We start from the raw sequence: 17,370 nt of genomic DNA, 5'->3' as shown, positions 1-17,370 counted from the left end.
GAAACTCGGAAGATGTTTCTTCGCTGACAGATTCGTCGTCCTGTTCTGCCTTGTCCGAAGAGCTCACCTCGATTTCAACAACCTCTTCCCGTTCAGCGTCTGTCTCTGCTTCGTCATCTGACTCCAATGGCTTTTCAACGGCAGCAGAGATCTCACTATTCGCTTCGGCAACCTCATCTTGCTCCGGTTCAACATGTTTTTTGATGTCGTCATCGGATTTCAAGGTTTCTTCTGCAGCTGAAGAATTGTCGGATGCGTCGTCTGCGACTTCCTGATCGGCAGCGACTGTTTCTTCGGTTTCGGATTTTTCAACGCTTTGCGGGTCAGTCTGGTTCTGTTCACGCATGCGTTTGACGAGCGACTGGATGATCGCATCCCCCTCAGTGGGGGCAGAGTCCACCTCTGTTGCGGTTCCGTCATTTTCTCCGGTCCTGAAGCCGGAAGCTTCGTCATCGAACCTCATCAATAGTCTCCCAAATCCCTACCGGTGTTTTTGTCTTTTGTTCTGGCAGGTTCACGAAAAGTGCTGTTTCAAAAAAATATGGGCTGACGGAACTTGTATCCGCCAACCCGACTTGCTTCAGGCCATCAACTGCCCGAGTTCATCACCTCCGCTCGACGAAGCAGGAGCGATTCCTGTTTCGGTCTGTTCAGTTTCCTCTTCAGGAGCGTAGGCAAAGGCGACAACCTCGTTGGCCAACTGCTCGGCATCGCCGTAAACAACCTCATCGTCTTCTGCTCCGATGACGTTGGTCTGGACCAGTGTCCATTCCTCATAAACCTCGCCACCGACATACTGGTCGCCATAAGCATCCACATCGATGATGGTCGCAAAGTTGGTCATGGTGTTGCCACCGGTCGAAAGGAACTGATGCGATCCACCACCTCCGATCTGCATGGCCGCATCAGCATCCGCAATCACGTTGAGCTGCTTGATGAAGTTGATGTCGTAGTAATCTCCGGTTACGAAGAGGACGTTCATTTTCCCTGAACCGGAGCCCGAATGTGACCACCAGTCTTCAGGGTCAATGCGGTTGTTTGTTTCCAGACCACGCAGGAACGCTTCAAATCCCGCTGAAATGCTTCCGAAGCTATCGAGCCCGTAGGACGTGATGGCTGCCTCGTTCGAGAGCTCGTTTTGGCCGCCGTAATAGGTTTGCGACCCGCCCTCACCGGGAGACGCCATCACCACCCAGTCGTTGTCGAGCAGTACATTGGTCTGGTGAATGAAATTGCCGGAAAAGTAGCTGCCCAGCACCACGATCAAATCGTAGCTGTTTCCCCAGTCCTCAACGAATGCGGCATTGTACTGGCCATTGGCATCCATCATGACGCGCTGATGCGCCGAAGTCGAAGTCTGGTGAAAGATGTCGTTCGAATAGAGAACGTTTTCCTGATACAGGCTCTTTACGTCGTAATAGTCTCCGTAGGAGATATCGATGTCCCAGAAGAAACCGGTAAAGCCGCGGAAATCAATCGCTTCATCAAGAAGTGCTTCCTTGGTGAAACTGGCGGAGTTGGTCGCCACGTTGCCATCAAGCGACAAGGAAAGCGAGAAATCTCCTCCTGGATTACCGATCTGAATGTGATCGCTGTCTGAATAGACGTTGACCTGGGCGATGGTGTTCGTCCGGAAATAGTCTCCCAGAACAACGAACGTACCAACGCCTTCATCGGCATCAACTATCACGGCCGCATTGTAAACCGTGTTGCTACCGGTTTCGGCGCCAACCAGACCTGGATCGCCTGGCGCCCAACCATCTGGCTGCTCCGGAATGGGCGGAGGAGCCCCTTCTCTGCGGTCGTCTGAATCGGATCCCGCCGTTTCGGTTTCCTCTGCTTCCTCTTCGTCCTGCAGAACACCGTTGACGTAAATTCCCAGCTCTAGCGTCGAAGGCTCTTCTCCGGAATCCAGCTTTGCAAGCTGGGCTTCGGCAAGGTTGGAACCGACAACATGAATGTTTCCGCCACCTTTGGGAAAGAGATATTCGGGTATCGATTCCTTTGCGATCTCACGCATCGTCGCCATTTCGTAATTCACACTGATGCCGGTGACCGCATAAAGGCTCAGTCCTTCCCGAACCCCGAAGCTGTCATTGTCGTTCAGCATGTTCAGCTGATCGAGATCGACATTTGTTTCGTGACCCCATTCCTGGCGTATGACGTTGGGGCCTTCGACAAAGTTGAAGGAGAAGGGAACGCTGAATGGGAAAAATGGTTTGAAGTAAGGATCTGATCCAAGATCGAATTCAATACGCTGGGGGTCGGTCGACAGGAACCGGTACCAGGCCGGATCGACAATCTGGGAAATCTGGTCAAGGCCTGGCCAGTAGACATCGGCCCTGCCTGCCCCGAGTTCTTCCAATTCACCGGGATCTGCCTCGTGACTCGTTTCATCGAACTGGAGCTCCAGTTCGTTACGCATCGCAGTCAGATCTTCGTACTGCGATCGGGCGCGAGCCAATTCGTCTGTTAAATGAAGATATCCGGCGAAATGCCAGATCAGTTCGGTAACACCACTTTGTAACATAACACTTCTCCCGACTGCATGGTTCCCTGCAGCGAGAACGGGACCTGTTCAACGACTGGCGCTAAAGGTCACTTGGGCCTTATACCGCGTGCACAATAAGAACCGGTCCGCGCGGGGATGCGCGAACCGGCATTTTTTTATGAATTAGCCCATATCGCCATCGTCAGATGTTGTGGAATCTCCACCTACGATATTTGCGCTGTTGTACTGCAGGTTTGCACCCTGAACGATTTCCTGGGTGAATGCTTCCTGGTTAACGACGCCGTCTGCCGATGCAGCGCCAACGCCTTCGTTGTTGCCGTCATCGCCGACGCGAGCCGTTGCACCGTTCGCATAGGCTTTGCCGCCATCAGCGTATGCAGCCTGAACGAAGCCACCACCGAGATCGTCGTTGCCGATACCGATATCGCCAACAAAGCCGAATCCAGCTGCGCCACCGTCAAATCCTACGCCGGCATAGCCCTGGAAGTCGTTGTCGGCCATGTTGTTGATCTGATCGAGGTTGAAGTTGTTACCGCCGTTTCCGGCTTCCTGAACAACCGCGTCAACCTGCGCGACGGAATCGTAAATGTGCTCGATTTCCATGGATTCCACGTCGATGACATCATCATCGTCGGGGAGCGTGGAAAGATCGAGATCGATTTTGATGTCAACTTCGATTTCGGTTTCAACTTTGGTATCGACTTCGGTCTCAACCTTGTTTTCAACCTTGTTGTCCACATCGTTATCGATGTAGTTGATGTTGCCGTTGGCATTCAGGTTGCCGTTTGCGTTGCCATTGGCATTACCGTTCAGGTTGCCGTTTCCGTTGGCATTGCCGTTACCGTTGGCATTTCCGTTACCGTTCAGGTTACCGTTGCCATTCAAGTTGCCATTAGCGTTAAACGACGTTGAATGCATGCCCTGGGACTGATGCTGGCCTTGACCTTGACCTTGTCCTTGGCCCTGACCTTGTCCCTGACCCTGGCCCTGCAATTGACCTTGAAGCTGCTTCTGAAGTTCAGCTTGTGCCTGGCCCTGCAATTGACCCTGTGCTTCGCCTTGGATCTGGCCTTGTCTACCGCGTGACATCGTAGTTCTCCTAAATTGGGCGCACCTCTCCCGTCATCGGGCGCCGCATCTTCAGGCCCAATGCCGCAATCTAAGGTGCTGATTTAGGACAGCCCGGCAAATCGTCTTCTATCGAATTGCATTGAGCTGTCTGCCTCGAGAAGGAACGTTTCCGTTCCGGCCTCAAATGGAGGAAAGCCAACAGCCTCCCGTTCACACCAATCGACATAACGTCGTTTGCTGCGCCATTTACTTTCAGCGGGGGAGATTAGATCAAATATAGGTGCTATCTAAGCATCGAAATTATTTCTTATCTATATCCAAACCGCCAGCTACGACAATGGCAGACTTGCCGCCACGAAATAAGCTGGAAATGTTTACTAAACATTAACCAACTCAGTTCCCGAGAGCTTCGCGTAGGCAAATATATCAAACGATAGCGAAAAAACGGGAGAAATCCTCAAGCTACCCTACGTAAGAAACATGTATATACCGAATTATTAATATAACCATTGAGCGATTTAATATATATCCTCAGAATTGAAATTCGAACTAATTCCCTGATCTCTGAAAGGACGCTATTTTTTCGGGAAATTTCATCCAAACAAAGACAAAGAAACAATAAAATTAACTTAAATAATTGATTTTAAATACGTTCACATTTCAACAAAAAGAAAACCGCTAACACTTGGAATCTCACAAATCCATACTTATTTAAAAGGAACGTAGAGGAATAAAACCATCATTCAGAATACAAAATCTATTCGTACGTATTCTGCAAATTTTTGCTTTGTAATTTTTTGAAATACTTTGTTTTAACCTGCTCACTGGAGGTGCTTTCGAAATGAGCAGCATCGATTATGACAAAAAAAATTCCATATATTACATTGGCGCTAAAGACAAATTCCCAAAAGAACTTGAAGACTGCATTGATCGAGAAATCAAAGAAGGCAGCTTCATTCGCATTGGCGACAAAAGCGATCTCTATCGTTCTGAAAAGCAGACCCGGTTTGCAAAGCGCCTCTTTTTGATCGACGACAGCTTCGGGGCGGAACGCAAAGACGTTATCGCATGCTTGAGGAGAAACTTTCCCGATGCAAATGTGTGCCTTCTGATCAACGACGATCTCGCATTCCCCAAGATCATCCGTGACTACTTTCAGAACGGCCTGATCAAGAGCGTACTGCCGATGAACTTGAGAGTGGACCTGTGGCTCGGCGCAATCAGGCTCATGCTGAATGGCGGCCATTACCTGCCGGCAGACGCAATCAAGTTCATGCACTCTGCCAATTCGAACACCCAGCCTGAACAACCGGTCAGGCAAAAAAGTTTCGAACATCAGGCCGGCCTCTTCAGGAAGCTCACCAAACGTGAGTCGGAAGTGCTTCACCTGATTTCCGAAGGTTATCAGAACAAGAACATCGCCAACCGGCTTTCCCTATCGGAGCATACGATCAAGTTGCACATTCATCACATTATCTCCAAACTCGGTGTATCGAACCGGACTGAAGCTGCGGCGATCTACCTTCAGTCGGACCAAAGGGCAACGATCATCGAGATGTAGATAATGAGTTCGAAGGGAACTGGCGAATTCAGTGATGACTTTCAGGAGTTCCTGACCCTGGTCGGGCGTCTGAACTACACCTGGACCAATACGGAAAGTCTGCTGATCCACATGATCGCGGGACTGACAGGCGTCAGGAAAGACATGGCAACCGTCATATTCCTGACGCTGAACACCTCTCGTGCGAGAATTGATCTGGTGGAGCGACTGGTCAAAATGGAAGGTCAGGACCCCGACTTGCGCGCAGAGGTGCTTGAGCTGACACAATCGATGCACAAAACCCTGAAGCTCAAGAACAAGTACAATCACTGCATTTATTCCTTCGACAACGAAGGGCGCAACGCATCCACGATCCTCATGCGTATCAGTGATCATAAGGATGCGATCAAGTTTGGAAAAACCAGCCCGATCAACAAACGCGAAATCTCGCTGGTGAAAGAAACGATCCTGAAAACCGAAACCGTAAACAAGGGTTTGTGGAATTTTTTCCGCCGCCGCAAGTTTCCCGTCTGAGACCGGTCGAAAAATGGGCCGGCTCGGGGAACTTGAGCCGACCCTTCAAGCGGACAATCCCTTGTCCGTCGCGAGTTACGCGATCCTGGCAGCTATGCTTTTGGTCTTGCAGTAGCTTAAGAGCCCTTCAAGCCCCTTCTCTCGCCCGAAACCGGATTTCTTGTTGCCGCCGAACGGCACCTCGATCCCTCCGGCGAAATACTCGTTGATATAGATCTGCCCGGCATCGATCTTGCGGGCAAGTTGGTGAGCCTTTGCAAAGTCTGACGTGTAAATGCCGGCAACCAGTCCATACTGGCAATCGTTGGCAATCCGAAGCGCATCATCGGCGTCATCGGCAATTTGAATCGTCAGGACCGGACCGAAAATTTCTTCCTGCGCCAGCTCGTCTTTCACCGGCACAGCGTCGACGATAGTCGGCTCGAAGAACCACCCGTTGCCGGTTGCCGGGTCAGATGTGACAGACCCGCCGGTCAGGATATTGGCGCCACGAGCCTTCGCCCGTTCAAGAAAACCCTCGATCTTTGCAAGATGTTCGGCGGAGTTGACCGGTCCAACGTCCGGCTTCGCAAGGCCATGTCCGAGTTGAAGCGCTCTGGTTCTGGAAACGAGCTCCCCAACGAATTCGTCGTGAATACTTCTTTCAATTACCAACCGCGATCCGGCTGAACAGATCTGCCCGGCGTTTTCGAAGATCGCACCCAGAACTCCGTTGAGCGCCTGCTCCTTGTCACAGTCCTTCAGAACAACAACTGGGGATTTGCCGCCCAGCTCCAACACCACACGGGTCACATCATCCGCTGCCGTCTTCATCACCGTGCGGCCGGTCTGCACAGAGCCGGTGAACGTGATGTGGTCGATATCACTATGACGTGTCAGCGGAGCCCCGACAGCAGTTCCGGTTCCGGTAACGACATTGCAGACACCAGCCGGCAGCCCGGCATCATGCAGCAAACGGGCAAGCAAGAGCGCTGTGAACGGCGTTTGCTCTGCCGGCTTGGCCACTACGGTGCAACCGGCTGCAAGGGCAGGAGCGAATCCGCGCGCCGCCGTCGAGATGGGGAAATTCCAGGGAATGATGTGAGCCGTAACACCGACAGGCTCATGGATCGTGTATCCGATATAGTCCGGACCAAGAGGGAAACTGTCGCCCTGCAGTTTGTCACAGGCGCCTGCGTAGTATTCGAAAGTTCGCGCCGCGCCTCTAACGTCCCCATAAGCTTCCTGCAAAGGCTTGCCGCTGTCCAACGTCTCGACCACCGCCAGGAGGTCCTGATTGTCGAGGATAAGCGCAGAGGCACGTTGGAGAATACGTGCGCGTTCCACCGGCGCCACGTCCCGCCAGGATGCCTCGAAAGCACTTTTTGACGACCGGACAGCCTCGTCGACGTCTTCTTCCGTACCCGCGGTGAAACGCGCAAAGGCCTTGCCCCTGCCCGGATCATAGCTTTCCATCGTCCCGTTGTGGGCGGGCTGAGTGAAGCTCCCGTCGATGAAATGACCGATAGGCAATGCTTCCAGTGTGCCGGTCTTCTCATATTCGGCAATAAGATCGCTTGCGTTCAACATCTCAACGCTCCAGGGAACTGATCTTGTAGGTCGATTTGGCCAACCATTCCGGGTTGATCTCAACGCCCCAGCCGGGTGCGTCCGTCACGCTCGCATGGCCATCAACAATGGTGAACGGTGAAGACGAGAACAAGCCGATTTGCCAAGGATAGTAATCCTCCTGCTCGATTGCGAACTCCAGATACTTCCCGGGGTTCGGAATCGCCCTCAGCAAATGCATTGTGAACAAGGTGACCAGCGACAGGTTTGCTGCATGCGGAGTGCAGGGCAATCCCGCTTCATGCGCCATCTGCGCCACCTTCATGCTGCGCACCATGCCACCAAGATAACAGACGTCCGGCTGGATGATGTCGACAACCCGTTGATCAATCATGCGCTGCCAATCGACCAGCGAACAGTCCTGCTCTCCTCCGGTCACATCGATCTCAAGTGCGTCGGTAACCTGTTTGGTCTGGTCGTAGTGCCAGTAGGGGCACGGCTCCTCGTAATGCGAAATGCCATTGTCCTGGAGAAACTTTCCAACCTCGATCGCCTTGGCCGGCGAGTAACAGGAATTGGCGTCCACAAGCAAAGCCGTTTCATCACCGAATGACTTGCGCATGGTGGGGACGATTTCTTCGGTGCGGCCCGGCCATTCATCCTGGTCACGGCCGCATTCGGCTCCGATCCTGAACTTGAAGGCCGTGAACCCGAATTCATCCTGCTGTTTCTTGAGCCGATCAGCTTCGTCTTGCGCAGTGATGTCCCGCTTCATGGAAGAACCATAGGCCCTCACCTTGCCCGGCGTTCCCCCCAGCAGTTCACAAACGGGTTTTCCTTCCACCTTGCCGCGAAGATCGAACAATGCCGTGTCGAGCCCTCCCATCGCGCGGCGCAGATAGGACCCCGGGAACTTGTGCTCCCGGTCCGGAATGATGTCCATCAGGTGAGCGATGTCGAACGCATCTTCCCCGAGTGCATAGGGAGCAACCTGCCTGTGCACCACTTCTGCGGTGATGTCCGCGTAGTAGGGCGCAACCTGACCCCACCCGGAAGCCCCACTGTCCGACGTCACACGGACGAAACAGACGAATTCATTGGTAAACGTTTCTATGGATTGAATTTTCATATCAGTTTCAGGTCCTTGAGCGGCAACACCGCCAGGCGATTTCATGGTTCGGGCGCCCAATCTATCTGAAATTGGACTTGAATTAAGGTCCTTTTTGCGGAAAATCTCATACCAATTTGGAGAACACAATGAAACGGCATGCCGGCGCTGTTCTGTCATCGATCAAGATCGACAAGACCGCGGAAAAGAAAATCTCGATCCAGCTCTATATGGCGCTGAGGGACCTGCTTCTAACCGGGGCTTTGACACCGGGCGATCGATTGCCGGCAACAAGAACCCTGGCACAGGAAATCGGCGTCTCCCGGACAACCGTCATCGATGCAGTCGACCGCCTCATTTCCGAGGGTCTCCTGGAAGCAAGGGTGGGTGCCGGAACGTTTGTCAGCGAAGCCTTGAATGCCCGTCTTGCACCCAAGCCCTCCATCGAAACAAGCGACATTGTGATGGTCGAGCCAAGACTTTCGCACGCAACGCGCCACGCCATTTCGGATTTCGCCCCCCGGTCGCGCCTGCCCCACAAATCCCGGGCCTTCGTGACCGCCCTGCCCGCACTGGACGCCTTTCCGATGGCGCAATGGGCCAAGCTTTCTGCGAGGCACTGGCGCAAGGATCGGGATCACATCGCAGGTTATGGCGAACCCTTCGGGTACATGCCGCTGAGACGTGCCATTGCCCGTCAGCTCAATGCCTCGAGAGGCATCAAATGCGCACCAGAGCAGATCTTCATCACGAATGGCGCACAGAGATCCTTCTCGCTGGTCGGCGGCATGCTGGTGAACCCAGGAGAACCGATATGGTTTGAAAACCCCGGGGCCATCGGTGCGCGCAACGCATTTGTCGCAATCGGAGCTTCTCCGGTTCCGGTCAAGGTCGATCACGAGGGGTTGTGTATTGATGACGGCCTGGCAAAAGCACCTCATTTCCGCCTGGCATTCGTGACCCCCTCCCACCAACAACCTCTCGGCCACGTCATGAGTCTTTCCCGCAGGCTGGCGCTCCTGAAAGCTGCCAATGATGCCGATGCGATGGTGGTGGAGGACGATTATGACGGCGAGTTCTACTATGGCGACCAACCGCCACCAACTCTCAAGAGCATCGACACCCATGGCCGGGTGATTTATGTCGGCACCTTTTCCAAGTCCCTGTTTCCTGCACTCAGGCTTGGGTTTGCGCTTGTTCCGGAGGGTCTGGTGGAAAGCTTCGAGCGGGTCTGCCTGACCTGGCTCAGCGGCGTTCCAACGGTCACACAGGCAATCGTCGCCGACTTCATGGATGAAGGCATGTTTGCAACGCACATCCGCACCATGCGCCAGCTTTACAGGGAGCGTCACGACACGCTGATGTCGGAAGCCGAATGCCTTGCGGGCCGTATCGACCTGCAACCGACACGCAGCGGCTTTCACGCCGTGGGCCTCACATCTCCTGAGCTGGACGACGATGTCATTGTGGCAAAAGCGGCGGATCGCGGTGTCACAACGGCACCACTATCCCGCTACGCACTGACGAACCTTTCACAGCGCGGCATCGTGCTAGGCTTTGGCAGTTCGGCGCCGGATGAAATCCGAAAAGGCATCCAGGTCCTGAACGACATTCTGCCCGAATGCTGCACCAGCTAACAACGACATCTTCAGAATTGGACTGTTAAATTATCTGCAATGGATATATTTGCCAGACCAATTCAACCCTAGGCTTTCTTCCCGTTCGTATGCTGCGTTCGTTCAGGGAGGAATAAATGCATTTCAAGACAACGATGACCGGCCTGCTGGCCGCAACAATGCTTGCCGGAGCAGGAACCGCACAGGCGGAAACCTTGCGCCTTTTGACCTGGGGTTCATATGCCCCTGAAGAACTCATTCAGAAATTTGAAGCTGAAAATCCCGACATTGATGTTGAAGTCACCTTCTCCAACAACGAAGAGATGATCGCAAAGCTGCGTGCCACCGGCGGGGCGGGTTTCGATCTTGCACAGCCAAGCCATGACCGCATCTATGCCGCCCAGCTGGAATACGACATCTACAAACCCCTCGATCTGTCGAAGATCGACACGGATGTGATGGAAGCAAAGCTTCTTGATGGGGTGAAGGAAAACACCACGATCGACGGCGAAGTCTATGCGGTGCCGCATCAGTGGGGCACGTCCGGATTGATGGCCGACAAAACCAAGGCGCCAGACTTCAAAGGCTGGGGTGACTTGTGCGATCCGGCTTACAAGGGCAAGACCTCGATGCGCCTCAAACGCACGATCCTGCTCGGGACGGCATTCTCCATGGGTGAAGACCCGTTTGCCGCCTATTCCGATCTGGACAAGTACCAGGGCATTCTGGACAAGGTCGCCGACAAGCTCATCACTTGCAAAGACAACATCAAGGCGTACTGGAAGGGCGGCGACGACCTCTCTGCGATGATGCTTTCCGGAGAAATCGTTGCTTCAGAGACCTGGGACTCGACCGCCTACAAGCTCTACGACCAGAACCAGAACATTGTTTTCGTGCCGCCTGAAACAGGAGCGCTTGCATGGATCGATACGTTTGCACTGCCGCGAAAAGGCAAGGCTGACGACGCGGCCTACAAGTGGATCAACTTTGTTCTGCGCCCCGAGAACGTCACGCTGATGTCTGCAAGCACCGGAGCGATTGCGGCCGTCAAAGGCGGCAAGGATCTGTTGCCGGAAGACAAGAAGGCAGCCGTCAATGCGGCCTTTACCGATGCTGACATCGACAATCTGAAGTTCTTTGCCAACATTCCTCCGGGCGTGGAAGACATGGAAGGCAAGACACTTGAAAAGATCAAGGCGGCAACCGGCGGCTGATTGAAACGACCATCAGCGGCGTTCCGCCCCTGATGGAAAGAGCAACACAGCTCAAAACAACCTGCGCAAGGGGATGCCGATGAAACCGGCATCCCCTACCTATCTGTCCTCATCAGTTGGCAATCATTCATGACACACAGCCCGGATTTCGACCTTGAATGCCTGGACATTTCCAAGAATTTTGGAGCGTTTCGCGCGGTAAAGGATGTCTCGTTCAACATTCCCAGCGGTTCGTTCTTCTCCATTCTCGGCCCTTCCGGATGTGGCAAGACCACTTTGATGCGTATGATCGCAGGTTTTGAGGACCCCTCGGGCGGAGACATCAGGATCAAGGGTAAGTCCGTGCTGGGCACCCCGCCGAACCGGCGAAATGTGAAAATGGTGTTCCAGCATCTGGCCCTGTTCCCGATGATGAACGTCTATGAAAACATAGCCTATGGCCTCAGGTGCAATGGTGTCAGCAATGATCATATCAAGCGCAAGGTCCATGACGTTCTGGAGCGCATTGCGCTTCCTGATGTAGCCGAACGGGAGATCCACCAGCTTTCGGGCGGTCAAAAGCAGCGCATCGCCATCGCCCGCTGCATGGTTCTGGACCCGGACGTGCTGCTGCTCGATGAGCCTTTGGGTGCGTTGGATCTCAAACTGCGTGAAGCGATGAAGATCGAGCTGAAACTTCTGCAGCACCAGTTCAACACCACATTCGTCTACATCACCCATGACCAGTCCGAAGCCCTAGTGATGTCCGACAATGTCGCCATCATGAACCAGGGCGAGTTCGAACAGATCGGCACGCCGCAGGACCTTTACCATCACCCGAAAACCGCATTTGTTGCCGGGTTTGTCGGGGACAGCAACCGGTGGACGGGCACGGTCAGGGCAAGCGACGGCAGTGGCGGCAGGGTGGAAACCGCTCAAGGGCTGCCGATGAGCTTCAGTTCTGCCGGGCAATCCTCCATCCGGGAAGGCGACAAGGTGGAGATTTTCGTCCGCCCTGAATTCATCAGGACACTCCGAACCGCTGATGCAGCCCCGAAGGACACTGAGGGTGACAACGCGATGGAAGGTGTTGTCGACAGTCTTCTCTTTAATGGCGCCAACAGCCGTGTCCTGGTGCGCACCGGCAGCGGAGAGCTGGTTGAATCCGACGTGACACTGACCGGTGACAACGACCTCAAACCCGGAGAAGACGTGCGCCTCGTCTGGTCGTCGAGGCAGGCCATGTGCTTCGCTCATCAGGAGCAGGCGTGATGCAGAACAAGGATATCAAAAGGCTCTCTCTGATATTGCTGTTCGCGCCGTTCACACTCTGGATTGCGCTGCTGATCCTCTTGCCTCATATCGGCATGGTGATCCTGTCCTTCCGCGAAAAAGTCGCCCCACGGGTCTACGAGTACAGCTTCGCCAACTACCTCGAGTTCATAAACGAACCAATCTACTGGAACACATTGCTGCGCACAGGTTCCATGTCGCTTCTTGTGACGGCGCTCGCGCTGTTGATCGGTTTTCCGATCGCCTATTACATCGCCAAAATTGCCGGTCCGCGTTCACGCGGCGGCCTGTTCCTGCTCTGCCTGATCCCGCTTTGGGTCAGCGACCTGATCCGGGCCTTCGGCTGGATCCTGCTCTTGCGCGAAACCGGCGTGATCTCCAGTTTTCTGCTCTGGACCGGAGTGATCTCGACACCAATCGAATTTCTTTACAATGACGTCGCGGTGATCATCGGCCTTGTTTATACCGTGATCCTGTTCATGATCGTTCCGCTGGTCTCCACCCTGGACGGGATGGACAATTCCATGATCGAGGCCGGATACAATCTTGGCGGCAACGGTTTCACGGTTCTGCGCAGGATCATCATTCCCTACGCCATGCCCGGCATTGTCGCCGGCTGTATCGTGACCTTCATGCTGACCGCCGGATCCTACCTGACACCGATCCTTCTTGGAGGCAAAAATTCCAGCTGGTTCACAGAGCAGATCTACAATCAGTTCATCACCCGGTTCAACTGGGAAGGTGGCGCCGCCTTCGGCATGCTGCTGCTTGTCTTCACTTCGTTTGTCATCTGGCTCGGCCTGAAGCTGAGCGGCCAGACACTGGCAAATACGGTTGCCAAGAGCTGAGGAGGAGGTCGACAGTGATTACAAAAAACAAGACGACGCCGTTTCTCTTCGGTTACCGCCTTTATGTTTTTGCGTTTTTCATCTTTCTGGCGGCGCCGCTGATTTCCGCGGGAGCCTTCGCCTTTAACGACAGCCTGTTCCCGGCCCTTCCCTGGCAGGGGTTTACCCTCGACTGGTTCTTCGGGGATACCGAGCCGAAGCTGGGCATGTTCCACGACAGGCGATTGTTGCAGGGACTCTACTACTCCTTCGTCATCGCCATATTCGTGTCACTTCTGTCGGTCTTGGTGGGCACGACGAATGCTTTTCTGTTTGTGCGCGGCGAGTTCCCGGGCAAGAATTTCTTCTACATCCTGATGGTCATCCCGCTGGTCATCCCCGGAGTAATCCTCGGTATTTCCATCCTGGTACTGGCAAGTGACACGGCAAACTATGTCGAGAAGAGCTTTGATCTGGAGCTGGAGTTGCTGCGACCCGGCATCCTGCTGGTGGTCTTGGGTCAGTTTTCCTTCATCGCCACGATCACTTCACTGGTGATCACCGCACGTCTGAAGAAGTTTGATGCGACAATGGAAGAGGCAGCTTTCAACCTGGGAGCAACACGTGCCCGCGTGTTGAGAACCATAACCCTGCCCTTCCTCCGTCCGGCCATGATCGCAGCGGGCATCGTGGCATTCCTCGTCTCCTTTGAGAACTTCAACACAACTTTGTTCCTGGTCGGATCCGAAGCACCGCTGACAATCACCATGTACGACCGCATGGCCAAGGTTGGGTCCACCCCGGTTCTGAACGCCGTTTCCTTCTTTCTGATGGTCGGCTCCGGATTGCTTGCACTTTTGTCGATCGCCATTCAACGCGATAAATCGGCTTGAGTTGAGTTGGAAAAATGATGTCTGAATTTGACTTTGTGATCGTCGGTGCCGGTTCTGCCGGATCCGTTCTTGCCGATCGCCTTTCGGAAGATGGAAAATACACGGTCTGCCTTCTGGAAGCCGGTGGCTCCGACCTGAATTTCTGGATCTGGATGCCGATCGGATACGGCAAGGCGTTTTACAACCGTCACATCAATTGGATGTATCAGACCGAACCGGATCCCGGGCTCAACAACCGGGCCGGTTACTGGCCCCGAGGCAAGGTGCTCGGCGGCTCCAGCTCGATTAATGCCATGGTCTACATTCGCGGCCAGCATGCGGATTTTGAAGACTGGAAGGCCATGGGCAACTCCGGCTGGGGCTGGGCCGACGTGCTGCCCTATTTCCGGCGCTCCGAAACCAACGATGCCGGCGGCAACGAATTCCGGGGCGACAACGGACCCTTGCACGTCACCAGCGTCGAAGATGACGTCCATCCGCTTTGCGACAATTATCTGCAGGCGGCTGAACAAGCCGGTTTTCACCGGAACCCGGACTTCAATGGCGCTGATCAGGAAGGGGTTGGCATCTACCAGATCACAACGCGAAACGGGTTTCGTATGTCCGCTGCTCGCGCTTACCTGTCACGCGCAAAAAAACGCAGGAACGTCAACGTCATCACCAAGGCTCATACGACCAGGTTGATCCTGGACGGTCACCGCGCAACAGGTGTGGTCTACAAACGGGACGGCAGTGAAAAAACGGTCACCGCCCGCAGAGAAGTCATCTTGAGCGCCGGTGCGGTAAACACTCCGCAGATCATGATGTTGTCGGGCATTGGAGACGGCGAAAAACTGCAGGCTAAAGGTGTCGCTCCGGTCCATCATTTGCCTGCAGTGGGCCAAAACCTTCAGGATCACCTGGGGTTGGACTATCTCTACCGGTCCAAAGTCCCGACCCTGAACCAGCAACTCTATCCATGGTGGGGCAAGCTCGCACAGGGCATCCGCTATGTCCTGACGCGCAGCGGCCCGCTGTCGCTTGGCGTCAATCAAGGCGGTGGCTTCGTGAAGAGCAATCCGGACTGCAGCCGACCGAACATGCAGCTGTTCTTCTCCCCGGTGAGTTACACCAAGGCGCCCCAGGGCAAACGGCCACTGATGAACCCCGATCCCTTCCCGGGTTTTCTGCTCGGCATGCAGCCCACCCGGCCGACCAGCCGGGGTCATATTGGCCTGAGATCAGCCGATCCGCTGGACACACCGGAAATCCACCCCAATTCACTCAGCACCAATCATGACCTCAACGAGATGATCGAGGGTTGCAAGTTGCTGCGCAAGATCGCACAGAGCCCAGCACTGCAATCCGTCATAGACGAGGAGATCGCACCCGGCCCGCAAATCCAGTCCGACGAAGACATGCTGGAAGATGTCCGCAACCGCTGCTCAACGGTCTTTCACCCGGTTAGCACATGCAGGATGGGAACGGACGCGCGCGAGAACGTCGTCGACAATCGCCTGAAGGTCTACGGTATCGATGGCCTGCGCGTGATCGACGCATCAATCTTTCCGACTGTCACGTCCGGCAACACCAACGCTCCAACCATCATGGTCGGAGAAAAGGGTGCGGACATGATCCTGGAAGATACCAGAGCCGCTTGAGGAAGACATGCACTCGCAGCTGTTCACCGAAGACTTCAGGACATCGCCTTACTGGCAGGACAATGCACCCGATATCCAGCTTCCCAGTTCGGAGTTGCCGAAAGAAGTTGATGTTCTGGTTGTTGGGGCCGGCTACACCGGACTGAATGCGTCCTTGCAGACGGCACGGGAGGGACTCGGAACGCTCGTTCTGGATGCCAGGGAGCCGGGCTGGGGTTGCAGTATGCGCAATGGCGGCCAGGTCTCTACAAGTTTGAAGCCGTCCTTTGCAAAGCTCACCAGCCGATACGGCAGGGAAACAGCAACGGAGCTATGCCGGGAGGGACAAGCCTCCCTCGACTACATGCACCACCTCTCGAAGGTGGAGGGACTGGATATCGGTCTGCGCGAAGTCGGCAGATTTCACGGCGCTCACAAATCCCATCTCTATGATCGCCTCGCCAGGGATTGCGCTGCGGGACATCCGGTCTGGCAAACGGACGCGCACATGGTTTCCAGGATAGACATGGCATCAGAGCTTGGAACCGATCAGTACTTCGGTGGCATTGTCTATCCGCATCACTGCAGCATCGACGTCTCCAAGTATCACCCGCACCTCATGGAAAAAACGCTCAAGGCGGGTGCACTGATCCGAGGTCACTGCCCTGTTCTTTCAATCGAGCGCCAACAGGTAGGTTTCAAGGTTCAGACCGCCGATGGCTTGGTCATTGCCGGGAAGGTCATTCTGGCCACCAACGGATACTCGGGTGCTCTTTCCCCCTGGCATCAACGGCGGATCATACCGATCGGGTCCTATGTCATCGCTACAGAAGAGATTTCTGAGGATGTCATTGACAGGCTGTTTCCAACTGACCGGATACTCTCTGATACCCGCAAACTGGTTTACTACTATCGCCTGTCACCAGACCGAAAACGGCTTCTGTTCGGTGGCCGCGTGTCGCTCAGCGAAACCGATCCCCGCGAAAGCGCCTTGAAGCTGCACCGGGACATGGTTTCGCTTTTTCCGGAGCTGGCAACCGTCAGGATCAGTCACGCCTGGATGGGTTTTGTCGGCTACACCTTCGACACCCTCGCCCACTGTGGTGAAGACAAGGGACTTTTCCACGCAATGGGTTATTGCGGTGCAGGCGTCGGCATGGCCAGCTACCTGGGCATGCGCATTGGCCGTAAAGCCGCAGGCACCGAAAAATCCGCGTCTGCCTTCGAACGGATATCCTATCCCACCCGCCCGCTCTACGCTGGCACCCCTTGGTTTCTGGCGCCATCAGTCCTCGTTTACCGGTTGCGTGACCGTATTGGCGTCTAGGCCCCTTCCGGGGGCGACACACCGTCTGCAACAGATCAGGCAAAAGCATGCGGGGCGTCAATTTTCACGATGCCAAACGAGCTATGCCGTTAGAACGCCAGATCATGCAGCACCGGTTTGCGGAGCAACCGTCTGATTGGAGCCACGCAACGTGCATCGAGAAGCTCCGGCACGACTGTGAACACTCCGCCACTACGCTTGCCGGAACAACGTTATCTGCCGAATGAGAGAATTTCGTCGTATTTCAGTGTCGACTGCTCGCTGCTTTGCATGCCTTAAATTGAACAGA

General features: G+C 54.6%; 13 protein-coding genes. 9 read left to right on the top strand and 4 right to left on the bottom strand.

Annotated elements, in window-relative coordinates:
• Positions 1–580: 580 nt before the first annotated feature.
• Both ABLO27_RS22740 and ABLO27_RS22735 read right to left on the bottom strand, forming a co-directional pair.
• Positions 581–2,530, bottom strand: coding sequence for a hypothetical protein (locus ABLO27_RS22740; protein ID WP_353035998.1), 1,950 nt, complete (start codon positions 2,528–2,530; stop codon positions 581–583).
• Between the two features lie 144 nt (positions 2,531–2,674).
• On the bottom strand, positions 2,675–3,601 hold the full coding sequence (locus tag ABLO27_RS22735; RefSeq protein ID WP_353035997.1) for a hypothetical protein: 927 nt from the start codon (positions 3,599–3,601) through the stop codon (positions 2,675–2,677).
• Positions 3,602–4,424: 823 nt separating this feature from the next.
• On the opposite strand from ABLO27_RS22735, the gene ABLO27_RS22730 reads away from it, so the two are divergent.
• On the top strand, positions 4,425–5,144 hold the full coding sequence (locus ABLO27_RS22730; RefSeq protein ID WP_353035996.1) for a helix-turn-helix transcriptional regulator: 720 nt from the start codon (positions 4,425–4,427) through the stop codon (positions 5,142–5,144).
• Positions 5,145–5,147: 3 nt separating this feature from the next.
• Entirely contained in the window at positions 5,148–5,657 is a 510-nt protein-coding gene (locus ABLO27_RS22725; protein WP_353035994.1) for a hypothetical protein, read from the top strand.
• A gap of 75 nt (positions 5,658–5,732) precedes the next feature.
• On the opposite strand, the gene ABLO27_RS22720 is transcribed toward ABLO27_RS22725, so the two are convergent.
• Together ABLO27_RS22720 and ABLO27_RS22715 are read right to left on the bottom strand one after the other, a co-directional pair.
• Positions 5,733–7,226: an aldehyde dehydrogenase family protein gene (locus tag ABLO27_RS22720; RefSeq protein ID WP_353035992.1), complete on the bottom strand. Its 1,494-nt coding sequence runs from the start codon at positions 7,224–7,226 to the stop codon at positions 5,733–5,735.
• Position 7,227: 1 nt separating this feature from the next.
• Positions 7,228–8,334, bottom strand: a complete 1,107-nt coding sequence (locus tag ABLO27_RS22715; RefSeq protein WP_353035991.1) for a mandelate racemase/muconate lactonizing enzyme family protein — start codon at positions 8,332–8,334, stop codon at positions 7,228–7,230.
• 128 nt (positions 8,335–8,462) lie between these two features.
• Between ABLO27_RS22715 and ABLO27_RS22710 the strand changes: the two genes are divergently transcribed.
• From ABLO27_RS22710 to ABLO27_RS22680, 7 genes are all read left to right on the top strand, one after another.
• A complete protein-coding gene (locus tag ABLO27_RS22710) occupies positions 8,463–9,950 on the top strand; it encodes a PLP-dependent aminotransferase family protein (protein ID WP_353035990.1) in 1,488 nt (495 codons plus the stop codon).
• A 116-nt stretch (positions 9,951–10,066) separates the two neighbouring features.
• Positions 10,067–11,143, top strand: coding sequence for an extracellular solute-binding protein (locus ABLO27_RS22705; protein ID WP_353035989.1), 1,077 nt, complete (start codon positions 10,067–10,069; stop codon positions 11,141–11,143).
• Between the two features lie 129 nt (positions 11,144–11,272).
• Complete coding sequence (locus tag ABLO27_RS22700; RefSeq protein ID WP_353035988.1) at positions 11,273–12,394, top strand: ABC transporter ATP-binding protein; 1,122 nt, start codon at positions 11,273–11,275, stop codon at positions 12,392–12,394.
• Positions 12,394–13,263 carry an ABC transporter permease gene (locus tag ABLO27_RS22695; RefSeq protein WP_353035987.1) on the top strand — a complete coding sequence of 290 codons (870 nt, stop codon included), beginning with the start codon at positions 12,394–12,396 and terminating at the stop codon, positions 13,261–13,263. The genes ABLO27_RS22700 and ABLO27_RS22695 overlap by 1 nt, the downstream gene beginning before the upstream one ends.
• A gap of 14 nt (positions 13,264–13,277) precedes the next feature.
• Positions 13,278–14,135: an ABC transporter permease gene (locus tag ABLO27_RS22690; protein WP_353035986.1), complete on the top strand. Its 858-nt coding sequence runs from the start codon at positions 13,278–13,280 to the stop codon at positions 14,133–14,135.
• A gap of 17 nt (positions 14,136–14,152) precedes the next feature.
• The gene (locus ABLO27_RS22685; protein WP_353035984.1) at positions 14,153–15,775 is read left to right on the top strand and encodes a GMC family oxidoreductase; all 1,623 of its coding nucleotides are present in this window, start codon (positions 14,153–14,155) and stop codon (positions 15,773–15,775) included.
• Positions 15,776–15,782: 7 nt separating this feature from the next.
• The gene (locus ABLO27_RS22680; protein ID WP_353035982.1) at positions 15,783–17,081 is read left to right on the top strand and encodes an NAD(P)/FAD-dependent oxidoreductase; all 1,299 of its coding nucleotides are present in this window, start codon (positions 15,783–15,785) and stop codon (positions 17,079–17,081) included.
• Positions 17,082–17,370: the final 289 nt, after the last annotated feature.

It is taken from the genome of Roseibium sp. SCP15 (assembly GCF_040329435.1).
Lineage (GTDB): Bacteria > Pseudomonadota > Alphaproteobacteria > Rhizobiales > Stappiaceae > Roseibium.
The sequence above is the reverse complement of the archived record's forward strand: the minus strand, read 5'-3'. Positions and strand labels throughout refer to the sequence as shown.